The following is a 13,274-nucleotide window of genomic DNA, read 5'->3' on the forward strand; positions in this document are numbered from 1 at the left end:
CGGCGGGAGGCGTGCCGGTCCGCCCGGCCGGTAGGATGGTCTCCCGTGGCTCTTACTATCGGAATCGTCGGACTGCCCAACGTCGGCAAGTCCACCCTGTTCAACGCGCTGACCCGCAACACCGTCCTGGCGGCGAACTACCCGTTCGCGACCATCGAGCCGAACATCGGCGTGGTCAACCTGCCGGACCCCCGGCTGGACCGGCTCGCGGAGATCCACGGCTCGGACCGGATCCTGCCCGCGACCGTGTCCTTCGTGGACATCGCCGGCATCGTCAAGGGCGCGTCCGAGGGGGAGGGCCTGGGCAACCAGTTCCTCGCCAACATCCGCGAGGCCCACGCGATCGCCCAGGTGGTCCGCGCGTTCGACGACCCGGACGTCATCCACGTCGATGGCGAGATCAACCCGGCCTCCGACATGGAGACCATCAACACCGAGCTGATCCTCGCCGACCTGCAGACCCTCGAGAACGCGATCCCGCGCCTCGAGAAGCAGGTCAAGATCAAGAAGGCCGACCCCGCCAAGCTCGCCGCCATGCAGCAGGCGCAGACCATTCTCGAGCGCGGGGACACCATCTTCGGGGCGGCTGAGAAGGAGAAGCTCGAGGTCGACCAGCTGCGCGACCTCAGCCTGCTCACCGCCAAGCCGTTCATCTACGTCTTCAACGCCGACGACGGCGTGCTCGGCGACGAGGCGAAGCAGCGGGAGCTGCGCGAGCTCGTGGCGCCCGCCGACGCCGTGTTCCTCGACGCGAAGCTCGAGTCCGAGCTCGTGGAGCTCGACGAGGAGGAGGCGAAGGAGATGCTGGAGATGTCCGGGCAGGACGAGGCCGGTCTCGACAAGCTCGCCCGCACGGGCTTCCACACCCTCGGCCTGCAGACCTACCTCACCGCCGGGCCCAAGGAGTCGCGCGCCTGGACCATCCCCGTGGGCGCCACCGCCCCGCAGGCCGCCGGCGTCATCCACACCGACTTCGAGCGCGGCTTCATCAAGGCCGAGATCGTCTCCTTCGAGGACCTCGACGCCGCCGGCTCCATGGCCGACGCCAAGGCCGCCGGCAAGGTCCGGATCGAGGGCAAGGACTACGTCATGCGCGACGGCGACGTGGTGGAGTTCCGCTTCAACGTTTGAGAGTTCAAGTTCAAGGCCAAAAAAGCCAGTGTTTACAGCGGTTTGAGGCTTGATGCGGAGAACCGTGCACGTTTCCTGCACGGTTTAGTGTGACGGACCGTTCACCTGCTCCATGAGCCCTTGCGCTGCCTGACGAGTCTTGTCCTCGGCACTTGGCCAAAGCTTCGCGTAGACCCGCAGGGTTGTAGTCGGGTTGGCGTGGCCGAGAGCACGCGCCACGGTTACCACGTCGGCTCCAGCCTCTATGAGTCCTGAGGCAAAGAAGTGTCGCGCGTCGTGAAGCCTGATCCCTGTGACGTCGGCCCGCTTCGTTGCACTTCGCCAGAGATACCCGACGGAGTTCTGGTGCGGCGGGTCATCGCCCTGTCCGTAGAACAACCAGCCAGGTGATCCAGGATCTACGGTCCTTAGATCTTGGATGTGCTCGGTCAGGGTCGTCACCAGGCCGTCCGCCAGGTACACCGTGCGCTCACTGCCGTACTTCGGCGCCCGAATTTCGACGCCACAGCCGTTGGTTCGTTGCACTTGCCGGGCAACGTGTAAGCGCTTGGCCTCGAGGTCAATGTCGCGCACCTGGACCGCTGCAGCCTCACCGAGACGAAGGCCGGCAAAGGCACAGAGGGACACAAAGACCTTGAACTCATCGCTAGATGCCTCTAGAACAGCCCTGATCTGCTCAGGGGTGGGGAGTACGAGCGTGGAGTCCCTCCGGCGCTGTCGTGGCAGCTTGACGCCTTCTGCGGGGTTCCTGCCGATGATCTGATCCCGGACAGCTCCACGGAACACGGTCCCGATGTTGTTGAACCTCGTGTTGATCGTGCCAGGAGCCAGGGTCTCGCTCATCTGCTTGACCCACAGCTCGACGTGGCTGCGGCGGATCTTAGCTATCTGAGCGTCTGCGAAAGGCACAGAGCGCACAGCAAGGCTCATGGCCCTCTCGGTGCCTGTCTCCCATATCTGGCGCTTGCTCCACTCGGCGTAGAACTCCGCGAAGGTCACTCGGCCATGTACGGGGTCCACGAAATCACCGCGTCGGACTGCTGCCTTCTGCTCTGACTCCCACTGCTCTGCATCTCGTTTTCGGTCGAAGATGCGACTGCGTTGACCAGCTGGGGTTTCGACCTGTGCGCGCCAACGACCATTCGCCCTGCGCGTTACACTCACGGTTCTGTCCTTCCCTGGACACAACAGGAGGGGCCGGTCGCACCGGCCCCTCCTGTGCTTTCTGACTAGACGCCCTCGTCCTCGGATTCTTTCTCGGGTTCTTCCTCGGGCTTCTTCTTGCGTGGTTTCCCCTGCTTGGGCTTGCCGTCTTCATATCGCTCGGGCGGGGGCCAGCACTTTGGCAGATCCTCAATCGTGTACTTCTTATGCAGTGAGTCGTCATCCTTGATACGGGTATCGCTATTCATAAAGGCCGTCATGACCTCGCTATAGAGGTAACGACACTCTCTGCCGATCTTGTGAACGATCAGTTTGTTGTTCTTGTTGTGCTCGTAGACCTGCTGGACTGTGATGTCGAGCAGCTTGGCAACATCTTCTTTCGTCATCACTACGTCATGACCAGGCGGGGGAGGAACAAAGGGCTTGCGCTTTTTGGTGTTGGGGTCGTCAGCCATTGTCCTCAGTCCCCTCATCCTTCTGCTCGTCCTTCTTCGGGGCGGACTTTTCGAGAGGAGGCAACTTAGTACCCGACGCTATGGCTCTCATAACGCGGAGATTGCGTTCTCCTTTCGCGAACTTATGGCCAGTCCCTGACTTTGCTGCCTCTGCCTCCTCGGCCTTACGATCTACCTCGCCCCATATCTCGGCATCACGCTTGGCTTGTTCCTCTTCTCGCGCCCGTTCCTCGGCTTCTTCCTGCTCTCGCGTCGGTCTCTCAGCCATAACACGGTTGAAAACGTCTACGCCCGATTCCTTAGCTGGTGCCGGTGGTGGCTTCGGAGGTTCGGGCGGTGGTGGTGTCTGCGTAGCCAAAGCCCACATTTCCGCGAAGAAGCCCTTGCGCTTCACCGGTACCACTGCCGGCGGCGGCTTGGGACCGTAGGTGGCTTCCAGGTCGTCGTTCCACGGAATGCACTCGGCAGACTCGCCATCTTCGTCCACGTCGAGAACTTCGTCGTCGAGGTCGCCGGTACCCGCTGTTATGCGCCATCCATCCGGCATCGGGTGGACACCAATAACCTGGACCTTGCGAACACCGATCGCTGGCTTGCCGTCTGAAACTCTCTCGGCAGGCACTGGGAACATGTAGGCAACTGCGCCGTAGGGCCACAGCGGTTCCACTGGGTCGTAGGCCGCGAACTTTCCGACGAAGGGGGCTTCTCGCTCGGTCATCTCGACCTACCTGTCCCGAGCGCCAGTGACGCCCCGCTGGATTGTGACGGCCTCCAAGTTGACTGGCCGTAAAACAATGGTATTGCAGCACCAGTCCGCGATCGATTCTCTACGCTGGCTTTTTGCCATGAATAGCAGTCCGACAAGGAAGAACAGGTCAGCCGCGTAGTGGATCATCGTGCGACCTGCCATCAACCACATGGACGGGTAGGCGTAGAAGGTGCGCTCCAGGTCGCGGGGATCAACGAAGGGGTGCACCACAACCATGCCGAACAGCATCTTGCCGACGCTCTGACCGGTCTTGGACTGCAGCCACACGAAGTTCGCCAAAGCGACCCCCAGAGCCACACAGAACCCGAGGAAGTCAGCAATCTCATCGAGGGTGCGCCAGGACTCCGGGATGATGAGGTCAAAGACCTTCCACACGATGTAGACGAGAAGCAGGTCCACGGCCAGGGCGAGGATGCGGTGAGGCACGGAGGCAAGACGTTCCCCGCGGTAGTGCCCGTTGCCGTGGAGGACGATGGTGCCAGGCGCGCTCTGCGGAGGGACGTTGATGGGCTGGTAGAAACTCATGGCTGTTCACTCCGCTTCCGGTGCAGCAACGTCGTACGGGTTGGTGGTGTCCTCGTAGGGCTGAGCAACGATGGCCTCGGCCTCGTCTGCCTCATAGGGGTTGGCAGGGGGCCACGCCTGAACAGCAGCGCGCCACCTCTTGAGCAGATCCGGCCCGCCTGCCTTGAGCAGCGCGCGCCCGGTGCCATCGTGGTCGAGGTTCGGCAGGGGAAGGATGCGCCGCGAGTCGTCTTGGTCCAGCAGCGCCGCCATCTGCCCGATGCTGGCGACCTGGGCGAAGAGGAGAACGGGATCGGAGTAGTACGGGCGGATGTGAATCCAGTCCGGCGTAGCCCCGTCAGGCCCGAAGTACGTCACCACCGTGGGGTCGTCGTTGATGCCGCTGTAGAGGCGGTGAACGGGCAGACCAGGCAGGCGCTCGGGTGATGCGTTGGCCGTGAGCATGGTGCCCTGGCCGGGGTTGTGTGAGGTGATGCGCTCGAGCGGATCGGTCGGAGACAGGGTTTCCAGGAACTGCAACTTCTCGCTCGTCACGCCACGGAACAAGATGAGCTGCTGCATCTGCGTCAGCATCGTCTCTCCCGCATCCCCCCATTTCTTAAGCTGCGCGAAGTCCTGCAACTGGCCGTTGAACAAGCAGCCCCGCCCCGGCATTGCCAGGAGTCGGGGCAGATCCGGCAGAGGAGTGTTCGCCATCTCGTCGAGTACAAACAGCACATCGGAATGGGCGTTGGGGTTGCCGGCCTTCTCGTCCTCCCGGTAGAGCTGGTGACGCGCCTTGATGATCTGGCTGATGATCGCCACGGTGATCGTCGCTGCATCGGGGTTGCCACCAGTGATGATGTAGAGCGTCTTGCCCTCTCCGAATCCAGCGTGCTCGGGGGTGGTGTGCCAGAGCCAGGGGTTTGGCTTCTTCGGGTCAGCCCACACGAAGTCGAACACGTCGAGATTGGGAGAGTCAGAGGACTTGCGCGCCGCCTCGGTCTGGTAGGCACCGAGAGCGTTGGTCAGTGTGGTCTTGATCGAACCGAGCTCTCGATCACCAGGCTGATCGAGGATGCCGAACAGCAGCTCGAAGGCTCGCTTGTCATCCAACTTCTTCAAGTCAGCGAGCACACGGTTGAACTCTGCTGTCGTGCCGATGGTGACGATGCGGTGAACCTCGCGGAATGACTTGCCGTTGAGGTTCGCCCAGTAGCAGAACACTGCAAGCATCGACCCAGCCAGGCCGGAGAAGTGCGCCATCTCCTGCGCGTGAGACTCGTTAGACGCCACCGTGAGCGAGGTCTTGACGAAGGCGCGACAGGTGATGAGGGAGAAGTCCAGGATGTGGGCCATGACGAGCAACGACCACCTGATCTCCTCAGCGCCGGGGAACATGTCGAGGTCGTCCACGTCGAGCACGCAGACCTCTCCGAACATGGACCGAATAGCTGCCGAGGCTATGAACGCATCGCTGCGCTCCGACACCACCACCGCAGGGCCGTTGTGCTCAAAGAGGGCAGGCATTGAAAGGGATGCGGACTTGCCGCCGAGCGCACGAGCAGGACCGATGCCCACGACGGTGGTCTCGGGCTTGCTATAGATCATCTGGTCCCAGCGGTCGATGCCGATGGGCTGGGAGTGCGGGTAGCCGCACTTGAGATAGTGCAGGACGCCGAGCGGGTTGGGATGACGGGCAACGTGGACGTAGAGCGGGACGCCCGGTTCCGGCTCGGGCCTGGGGCTGATCTCGTTGCGCCACCGCTCGTACTTGCCGCCGAAGCTGTTTCCCGACCTCGGCGGGGGCTGGTTCTTCTGCTGGCTCCTCTCGCGCCTGATCTCCGCCTTGCTGGGCTTGGGCGGCTTCATGGAGGCCAGGACCGCTCCAGCGGCGAACTTCAGGATCGGGTGCTTGGACTTCTTCGGTGCTACGTGCTTACCCACGTTGCCCATCTCCTCTAGTCAGTAACCGCTGTAGTCAGCGGCACGCTTTTAGCGTGACCAAGAAGAGATGGGAGAGCTTCCGGCAGTGACTAATGAGGAGATGTGCTTTAGCTAGCCCTTTGGAAGAGCCGCGCGCACGAAGCAGTCCTTGGCCTCAAGGAGCTTGCGCAGTCCTGCTGTGAGTTCGGGACCGTCCGGCAGGTCATGGATCATGTCCGCAGCGGCGGCTTGCATTACTTGACTCGTCTTTTGCAAGTGCTCGGGCAGGTGGTCCCAAGCGAAAAAGCGGTAGAGATCTTGGACGCCTGGGTGACGCTCTTTGAGGATGTCTTCAAATGTGAGTTCCATGGCCGGGCAGCCTAGCCTTTACGCCACCCTGCCGAGGTACGCGGCAACCTGAGCGGCGCGACGATCCGAGTGCTTGGCGGAAGTCCATGCAAGGCGAGGTGCTGCTTCCAGCTCACGGACAAGCTGAGGGCTCACTTCGTCCCAGTCGATAGTCGAGAGGGTACGAAGTATCAGAGTGGGCACATCCGTGAATGGCTCGTCTTTTGCATAAGGACGCTCCCACTCCGGAATGTCCTCGTCATTGGCGTACTTGGCGAAGATGTCGTACGCATCACCTTCGGGTGGCACGACGCGCACGTAGTAACCGCCGAGAGCAGGGTTCCACGCAATCCAGATGGTATTGCCGGGATCTTGACCAGGAACGTCCCACGTCTGGTCTAGCGGTGCCTCATATTCCTGTTCCATGAGACGCATAATACGCTCACCGTCAGACATTTAGCCAGAAATGTAATTACAGCGTTGCAACTTCATGCAGACAGCAAGAATCCCCTGACGGTAAGACCAGGGGATTCCGCTACCGCCCAACTTTTGTTTTGTTGGGCAATTCTTAGAGGTCAAGACCGTTGTCCTGCTCGCGCTCTCTGGGCCTGAGATATTGCTCCACTTCCGTGTCCGAATCCCCGTAGGTCAAAGTTACCGCTGAGCCGTCGTGGTCAACGAAGGAGAGCACGTTGCCGTCGCGAGTGAACTCCGTCTTGTTGTCCCGAAACCGCCTGGCTCGTTCCTTTAGCGCATCGTCGGCAGTGCCGTACTTGCTGAAAGAGCCGCCTTCCAGCTCGAAGCCTCCGGGGGAGACGTGACGCTGGTGAAGGTAATGGCCCTCGGTGGTCGGCTCCTGCTCGCTGCTCATAGCTCCATGCCTCCGTCTCGTTCTCTGCTTCTCACCGGCAGTTCCCACTCGGAGAGCGCCTGAATGGCTGCGTTGCGCCGCTCCTTGGCTTCCAGGTAGTGGCCGGCGTCGATCCGGGCGTGCATCATCTCGCCTGCTGTGCGGATCTCCTGGCGCAGCTCGTCGGGGCTGAGGGTGCGGGCGAGATCGAGGCGCGCATTGCGCTGCAGATGTGCGAAGCGGTCAGCGCGTTCTAGGCAGGCGTCGAAGTCGTCCGCGGTGAAGGGTTGCTGTGGTTCCTCGAGCGGATGATGCAACATGGCTACAGCCCGAGCCCGCCGTACTCGCGCGTCCGGGGCTTGAGGAACTGCTCCCGGTCGGCGTCGGCACGTTCGCGCATGACCAGGACCGCCGCGTTGCGCTCTTGGATCGCGTCGTTGAACTCTGCCTGGTCGCCGCCTCTACGAAGTCGCTCGTTGGCGTCGGTGATGGTGTCGTGCAGCTCTTCAGCAGGTCGCTCGCGCATACCTTCCACGCGGGCTGCCCGGTCGAGGTCTTGATAAATGTCGTTCCAAACAGGATCTTTGGTATCGGACTGCTCGGCGTTGCATCCGATGGAGAACAGTTGCCGGGCCTGGCCCGCTTCGATGATTCGGTCGACTTGGCCTTCGGCCATTTCGAGGTGCTCAGGGTCGCCGGAGCTACGGGCTTGGTAAAGCTCCCAGACGGCCTGGCGGTGCGAGTTCATCGCCTTGGTCCTTCCTATATCGATTGGTCGTTGTCACGCTCAAGGCCACGGCCCCTCTCGCGCAGGATCGGAGTTTCCTTGACGTCCGGCTCCGGGCTATCGGGCTGAATGAGTCGTTCACGCAGCGACCCTCCTGTGCGGATGAGGGGTTGCTGCTCTTGTTCTGTGGACGTATCTGGACGGACCTGGACGGACCTGGACGGCTCGGGGGCCTTGGACTTGGCGAGGCGTAGACGTTCGCGCAGGGTTGTGCGCGAACCGAGATCTGCTTCGGAGAAGTCTTGTGCTTGTTCCATTGCGCGGTGACGCACGCTCTCGTTGCGTTGCTCTCGCAGTTCCCTGTTGCGGTCTTGGGCGATCTTCTGGCGCTCTGCGGCCTGCTCGCGTTCCTTGGCAGAAGGCTCGACCGGGGTGCCCTTGGATTCGTGACGTAGCCAGGTGAGGGACATGCGCTTGTCTACCCGTTGTGCCCAGGATTCGGCCACCGTCTCGTAGGGGTTGTCGCCGTGGGTCTCATGGTCGAGGTAGATGTGGCTCTCAGCCTTGGCACGAGTGTTCTGGCTGTAGGAGCTGTTCGCCGTAGCGGTGTGGTCTGTGCCGGGAAGGATCTGAGTGACCTCGCATTCGGCGCCCTGAATCTTATGGGCGGACTGCGCGTAGCTCGGGCCAAAGGGCTGGTTCTTCTCGTGCTCACGGAGGGGTACACGGATGATGCGCTTGTCCTCGAGCTTCACGTAGCTGAATCCTTGCTCATGGTTGATGTCGAGGATGTGCCCTGTCGTGCCGTTACGGACCGGGGCTTGGCCCTTCACGCTCGGGGCATAGGAGCGAAGGAACATGATCGAGTCGTTCTTGTGAAGGTTCCAGCTACGGCCGGATTCCTCGTCATTGACCGTGACGCCGTGAGGGCTGATCTCACCACGTTGCTTGCGGTCGTACTGCACCATGCGGTTGAAGGTGTCTACGTCGGTGTTGGAGGTCTCCACGATGATGCGGATGTCATCGGCGGTGAGGGGCTTGCCGGTCTCTGGGTTGATCTTGGTGTCACGGAACTGGCAGTAGTCCTCGAACACCTTGAGCTGACGTTCTCCGGCGTCGTCGGTGACGTGAACGCGGCCCTTGTCATGTAGGCGCTGAACGGCCTCACGAGCTTCATTGATGTGCCCAACGCGCAGGAGGTTGTAGGTATGAACATCTTCGGGATCACGCTGACGGCGCACCTTACGAAGCTCTGTCTGGCCGTAGCTCTTGACGCTGTGCTCGTACCAGCCGGCGGGGCCGATGGGGGTTAGCTGCTTGTCGTCGCCAACGAGGACAAAGCGCCCCTTGCCCTTAGCAGCCACCATGAGGCGGTCGAGGTGATCGGTGTCCATCATGGCGGCTTCGTCGATGATGACGAGAGTTCGATCCGTGAAGGCGAGCTTGTCCTGCTTCACCTGGCGCTCAATGGATTCCACCGACCCAAAAACGCTTGCTCCTACCTTCTCCCCACTGCGTTGTGCGGTAGCTGCAGCGGTGGAAACAACGATGGTGTTGTCGATGAGGTTCCCCGCTTCAAGGCTTTCGCGCAGGGTCTTGAGCGCCGCGGTCTTGCCTGAACCGGCGTAGCCGCTGATGTGGGTCCACGCCGACTTAGACGCAGCGTTTACAGCCTCCCTCTGTTGGGGGTCGAGGCTGAATTGCTGGCTATCGAAGATGCGGTTAAGGATGGCTGAATTGGGAGCGGGAACGCTCTGGCGGGCCTTGGATTCCATAGCCCGCAGGAGCCGACGTTCCTTGGTCACTTGGGCGTTGGTTGTGAAGTACCGGAACCGCACATCGCTTGCATCGCGGACCATAACGATCTCCTGCCGTACTTCCTTCTCGATGCTCTTGAGTTCGTCCTGGGTAAAGCCGAGACCCACGGCGCAGCGTTGAATCGAGGCCATGATTTGGTCTTCGGTAAACACCGAGTTGTCACGGCACAGGCCCTTTAGGCCCGACGTGGTGAAATCAAACTCCGAGCTCGGGCCATGCACTGGCTTCAGGTCGAAGAGGCGTTCGTGCAGGACCTTCTTGCGCTCTAGCTCACTGGCTCGCTCGATGGGTTTACCAGGCCAGCGCGGTTCTACCTTGAAGCCATGCGCCCGAAGGTCGGCCTTCCAGCGGTCCCAAGCACCACGCTTGTCGGCCTCTACGTCCGATTTACTCTTTGACTTCTTGACGCGGCTAACGCGCAGAAGATTGTCGAGTTCCGCTCGAGTCGGAGGCCGCTTGTAGTCGGCTTCGAACTCCTTGACGAGCTGGTCGCGGCGCGCGGTGTTGGAGCTGTGGAAACGCTCTGCTGCTTTGTCGATTCCAGCAATCCGCCAAGAGACTTTGCCTCGTCGAGATTCCTCGAAGGAGTCATAGTTGATCGGGATGCCCATGCTTTCCAGGCGGCGAGCAAAGTCGCCCATGACTACGGCATCGGCTTCCTCTGCAAAACGCTTCAGACTTGCTTCGTCGATGGTGAGCGGGCGCATTCCATCAGGGTGAGTGTCGTCAGGGAGGAACGCCATTGTGGAGATAGCGTGGTGAGTGTGTAGGTGGGGATCGGGGGCTGCCCCTCGTTCCAAAGTCGAAATGGTGTGGCGAGCCGCGAGCTGGGTGGCGGGCATGACGATGATCTTCGCCCCGCGCACACGTTCGGTTTTGGAACCCTGCTGCTTCGTCTTCTCGTTGTACTCGCCCTTGATGGTGCGACGTACGAGATAAGCGCGTTCCTCGATTGCCTTGATTCCCTCAGCGCACGCAGCGTCCCATTCAGCGATGATCTGGGCGCGTGCATCAGGGGTGGTGGCTATCGCGTATTCCATGACGGACTTCGGCGCTGAGAAGGTGCCGTCGATGAATCCCCAGCGGTGGGCGTGATTGATCTGCTTGCCGTTCTCGTCCCGCTTGGCGATCTTGTTGCCCTTGGCGTCCTTGAGGATCTTCCCGTTCTCGTCAGTCTCCCAGTCGGGCTGATAGGACATCTGACAGAGCTGCTTACCGTCCCAACGGCCGTTTGCGAGGTCGTGCCACTGCTGCCGGGTGACGCCTTCTGTGATACCTAGATGCTCGGCTCCGGTGCCCTGAATGCGCTCAAAGAGGATCCCGCGGGCGTTCTCTTCCCCGCCGTAGTAAGCCGCAGTGAGGTCTTCCTGTTCCTTCAGGTACTCCGCAAAAGCATGAGAGCCAGAGGATGAAACTTTGTGAGTTGTGAACATCGTGGCCCTCCTTCCCTGAAGATCCCGTGATGCTAGTTCCGTGGATCTCAGCCTGCTGGAGAGTGCAGGTCAGCGCTTCCACTAGCGACTAATGAGGGAAGGGAGATAGAGGAAGGCACTAGACGCAGCATGCCTGCGGCATGCTGCTGTGGGGCGCTGTGGGCACGGTCGGTCCCAGAGAGTCCCAGAGGGTCCCAGAACAGCAAATGCCCTGGCGGGAGACGCCAGGGCAGGTACTACGGAAGGGCAGGACTACAGGGCCTAGAGGTCGTCGATATGCCTTGCTGTGGACGGTGCTGGGGTGTTGGGGACAACGTAGGTAGTACCGCCGCCACCGAGGGTTGCAATGGCTACGAAGGTCCACTCGGCTGCCGTCACCATGTCATCCTGCAGGGCTGCATAGAGGGCGGTGAGGCCGGCGACTACAGCCGCCACGATGGCCTTCCGGTATGGGGCTATTGACTTGAGCATGGGCATATCTCCTTAGTTGACGAACTGACTGATGGCAATGGCGCCGCCGACGATGGAGGCAATGAGAGCACCTGCGAAAGCTCGGTAGTGCCACTGAATGTTCTCGCGGAGTTCTTCAAGCTCCTTCGCCGCTGCCCGCTTATCGACGTCCTTTTCCAAGTCGGCCACATCTTTAGCCAGTGCCTTGTGCTCTAGCTCCTCTTGGATGTACTTGATGCTGGCGGCGTGGCGAGTTACGTCAGTTTCGATAAACGAGACCTTTGTGGCTGTCGCGGACTGATCCAGCATCGTGGCCTTGAGTTGCTCGGTTAGGAACTCGATTGATTGCCGAGTTTCGCGGGATGTGTGTTCCGCCTTTTGATCCGCCTGCGCGAAACGCTGATCCAAAAGTTTGCCTAGATACTCGAAGCCCTGTTCAGTGGCTTTGGTGGCACTATCTACCTTCTGCTCCAACATCGTGATTTTGCTGGCGAAGGTTTGCTCAAGGTTCGATATGCGTACCTCGATCAATTCAGGATTACTTTCTGGCACCGGACACCTGCGCTATTGCGTCTGTCAGTCTGTCCACTGAGATTGGCTTAGAGAGCACTTTGTCGGCGTGGCATTCATCAAAAGGAGCCGTCGTATCGGCAGTGAGCAAAATGCGACCCACCTCTGGATGGTCCTGCTCTACTTGGGCCAAGATGTCGCACCCATCTACGGTGCGGCTTAGTCGGCGGTCGCAGATGATCACGTCGATGTTGTTCCAGTCGGTTTCGTTAACGAGGTCGTCAAAGCGCTCCACACGCAACGTCACCTGGGCGACGTGAGGAGCGATAATGAGCGCGATAAGTTGCGCCACTTCTTTTGCATCTTCGACGATCAGCACACGCATAACTACTTCGTGTGCTCCACACCGGCGCCATAGAACTGAGCATCGCCAAATGCGAACACTCCGCCGTCCTCAGCCCCAAGCCAATAACCGAGGCCTGTTGCCGTCGAAGTGATCGAACGAATAGGGGCGGCGAGTTTCAGGTCGACAATCGAACCGAAGAAGGTCACTGCGCCGAAGGAGAACACCCCACCATCGGTACCGACAAGCCAATACCCTTCACCTGATGGGTGAACTGCCATGTCCGTGAATGGTGCGTTCTCAATCGCTTCGCCACCTGCCGAGCCGTAGAACTGCGCGTCTCCAAAAGTGAGAACAGCACCGTCACGCAAGAGCATGAAATAGCCTTCGCCGGTGGGCGTGGCAACGAGTGCGACCATGGGGTTTCCGGACATCTCTGCTGCCTCTTTCACTTCTTGGATCTTGTCTTTTGGCATTGAGGGCACCTGCCCTGCTCCGGGCTTTTCTTCCGCGTGCCAAGGTTCACCTTTGACGGGTGTGTGTAGTCCTGCCTTTGCGAAGTATTCGGCCCGTAGAGCGTTGTCTCGCCAATCGCACCCGAGGTCAACCGCTCGGGAGGGTTGGAGAACGCCGTTAATGACTTTGCCGTGGTTGCTTGTCCCTGGCCATGCGGCAAGAGGCGCGAAGGGTGCGATCTTCTTGGCCTTCTCGACATCACCGTTCGCCTTTTTGAGAGCCGCGTTCCAACGTTGTCGGTCGTTCCAGAAGTCCCATTGCCTTTCTAGGCTCCGTTGGCCCGCCTCGATCCAGGGCACTCTGCCCCGGCGCCGAGGATCGAGGGACATC

The 13,274-nt window shown here is 60.6% G+C and carries 16 protein-coding genes; 1 reads left to right on the plus strand and 15 read right to left on the minus strand.

All coding sequences use genetic code 11. From position 1 onward, the window contains the following. Nucleotides 1–45 precede the first annotated feature (45 nt). Nucleotides 46–1,131: a redox-regulated ATPase YchF gene (gene ychF / locus ACFYE3_RS09940; protein ID WP_387608584.1), complete on the plus strand. Its 1,086-nt coding sequence runs from the start codon at nt 46–48 to the stop codon at nt 1,129–1,131. Between the two features lie 84 nt (nt 1,132–1,215). Here the strand turns inward: ychF and ACFYE3_RS09945 are convergent, their stop codons facing one another. The 15 genes from ACFYE3_RS09945 to ACFYE3_RS10015 all read right to left on the minus strand — a co-directional run bounded on the left by ACFYE3_RS09945 (nt 1,216) and on the right by ACFYE3_RS10015 (nt 12,904). Continuing rightward, the gene (locus ACFYE3_RS09945; RefSeq protein WP_387608586.1) at nt 1,216–2,130 is read right to left on the minus strand and encodes a tyrosine-type recombinase/integrase; all 915 of its coding nucleotides are present in this window, start codon (nt 2,128–2,130) and stop codon (nt 1,216–1,218) included. Between the two features lie 230 nt (nt 2,131–2,360). Further along, the gene (locus ACFYE3_RS09950; RefSeq protein WP_387608588.1) at nt 2,361–2,750 is read right to left on the minus strand and encodes a helix-turn-helix domain-containing protein; all 390 of its coding nucleotides are present in this window, start codon (nt 2,748–2,750) and stop codon (nt 2,361–2,363) included. Then, nucleotides 2,743–3,468, minus strand: coding sequence for a hypothetical protein (locus ACFYE3_RS09955; RefSeq protein WP_387608591.1), 726 nt, complete (start codon nt 3,466–3,468; stop codon nt 2,743–2,745). The genes ACFYE3_RS09950 and ACFYE3_RS09955 overlap by 8 nt, the downstream gene beginning before the upstream one ends. A 6-nt stretch (nt 3,469–3,474) precedes the next feature. Then, entirely contained in the window at nt 3,475–4,044 is a 570-nt protein-coding gene (locus ACFYE3_RS09960) for an RDD family protein (protein WP_387608594.1), read from the minus strand. A 6-nt stretch (nt 4,045–4,050) separates the two neighbouring features. Beyond that, a complete protein-coding gene (locus ACFYE3_RS09965; RefSeq protein ID WP_387608597.1) occupies nt 4,051–5,970 on the minus strand; it encodes a type IV secretory system conjugative DNA transfer family protein in 1,920 nt (639 codons plus the stop codon). A 111-nt stretch (nt 5,971–6,081) separates the two neighbouring features. Continuing rightward, a complete protein-coding gene (locus ACFYE3_RS09970) occupies nt 6,082–6,318 on the minus strand; it encodes a hypothetical protein (RefSeq protein WP_387608598.1) in 237 nt (78 codons plus the stop codon). A gap of 18 nt (nt 6,319–6,336) precedes the next feature. Continuing rightward, nucleotides 6,337–6,723 carry a hypothetical protein gene (locus ACFYE3_RS09975; protein ID WP_387608600.1) on the minus strand — a complete coding sequence of 129 codons (387 nt, stop codon included), beginning with the start codon at nt 6,721–6,723 and terminating at the stop codon, nt 6,337–6,339. A gap of 142 nt (nt 6,724–6,865) precedes the next feature. Continuing rightward, on the minus strand, nt 6,866–7,168 hold the full coding sequence (locus ACFYE3_RS09980) for a hypothetical protein (protein ID WP_387608602.1): 303 nt from the start codon (nt 7,166–7,168) through the stop codon (nt 6,866–6,868). Beyond that, nucleotides 7,165–7,467 carry a hypothetical protein gene (locus ACFYE3_RS09985; protein ID WP_387608605.1) on the minus strand — a complete coding sequence of 101 codons (303 nt, stop codon included), beginning with the start codon at nt 7,465–7,467 and terminating at the stop codon, nt 7,165–7,167. Before ACFYE3_RS09985 ends, ACFYE3_RS09980 begins: the two co-directional genes overlap by 4 nt. Before the next feature lie 2 nt (nt 7,468–7,469). Beyond that, nucleotides 7,470–7,895 (minus strand): hypothetical protein, encoded by a 426-nt coding sequence (locus ACFYE3_RS09990; RefSeq protein ID WP_387608608.1) that lies wholly within the window; start codon nt 7,893–7,895, stop codon nt 7,470–7,472. Between the two features lie 14 nt (nt 7,896–7,909). Next, complete coding sequence (locus ACFYE3_RS09995; RefSeq protein ID WP_387608611.1) at nt 7,910–11,125, minus strand: AAA family ATPase; 3,216 nt, start codon at nt 11,123–11,125, stop codon at nt 7,910–7,912. A gap of 261 nt (nt 11,126–11,386) precedes the next feature. Continuing rightward, nucleotides 11,387–11,596: a hypothetical protein gene (locus ACFYE3_RS10000; RefSeq protein ID WP_387608614.1), complete on the minus strand. Its 210-nt coding sequence runs from the start codon at nt 11,594–11,596 to the stop codon at nt 11,387–11,389. 12 nt (nt 11,597–11,608) lie between these two features. Next, nucleotides 11,609–12,127: a hypothetical protein gene (locus ACFYE3_RS10005; RefSeq protein ID WP_387608617.1), complete on the minus strand. Its 519-nt coding sequence runs from the start codon at nt 12,125–12,127 to the stop codon at nt 11,609–11,611. Beyond that, nucleotides 12,114–12,464, minus strand: a complete 351-nt coding sequence (locus ACFYE3_RS10010) for a response regulator (RefSeq protein ID WP_387608620.1) — start codon at nt 12,462–12,464, stop codon at nt 12,114–12,116. The genes ACFYE3_RS10005 and ACFYE3_RS10010 overlap by 14 nt, the downstream gene beginning before the upstream one ends. Before the next feature lie 8 nt (nt 12,465–12,472). Next, nucleotides 12,473–12,904: a hypothetical protein gene (locus ACFYE3_RS10015; protein ID WP_387608622.1), complete on the minus strand. Its 432-nt coding sequence runs from the start codon at nt 12,902–12,904 to the stop codon at nt 12,473–12,475. Nucleotides 12,905–13,274: the final 370 nt, after the last annotated feature.

Source organism: Kocuria arenosa (assembly GCF_042879215.1).
Lineage (GTDB): Bacteria > Actinomycetota > Actinomycetes > Actinomycetales > Micrococcaceae > Kocuria > Kocuria arenosa.

Coding starts and splice junctions, on each gene's coding strand:
- ACFYE3_RS09950 (WP_387608588.1), bottom strand. CDS start 2,750: ATGGCTGACGACCCCAACACCAAAAAGCGCAAGCCCTTTGTTCCTCCC.
- ACFYE3_RS09955 (WP_387608591.1), bottom strand. CDS start 3,468: ATGACCGAGCGAGAAGCCCCCTTCGTCGGAAAGTTCGCGGCCTACGAC.
- ACFYE3_RS09960 (WP_387608594.1), bottom strand. CDS start 4,044: ATGAGTTTCTACCAGCCCATCAACGTCCCTCCGCAGAGCGCGCCTGGC.
- ACFYE3_RS09970 (WP_387608598.1), bottom strand. CDS start 6,318: ATGGAACTCACATTTGAAGACATCCTCAAAGAGCGTCACCCAGGCGTC.
- ACFYE3_RS09975 (WP_387608600.1), bottom strand. CDS start 6,723: ATGGAACAGGAATATGAGGCACCGCTAGACCAGACGTGGGACGTTCCT.
- ACFYE3_RS09980 (WP_387608602.1), bottom strand. CDS start 7,168: ATGAGCAGCGAGCAGGAGCCGACCACCGAGGGCCATTACCTTCACCAG.
- ACFYE3_RS09985 (WP_387608605.1), bottom strand. CDS start 7,467: ATGTTGCATCATCCGCTCGAGGAACCACAGCAACCCTTCACCGCGGAC.
- ACFYE3_RS09990 (WP_387608608.1), bottom strand. CDS start 7,895: ATGAACTCGCACCGCCAGGCCGTCTGGGAGCTTTACCAAGCCCGTAGC.
- ACFYE3_RS09995 (WP_387608611.1), bottom strand. CDS start 11,125: ATGTTCACAACTCACAAAGTTTCATCCTCTGGCTCTCATGCTTTTGCG.
- ACFYE3_RS10000 (WP_387608614.1), bottom strand. CDS start 11,596: ATGCTCAAGTCAATAGCCCCATACCGGAAGGCCATCGTGGCGGCTGTA.
- ACFYE3_RS10015 (WP_387608622.1), bottom strand. CDS start 12,904: ATGCCAAAAGACAAGATCCAAGAAGTGAAAGAGGCAGCAGAGATGTCC.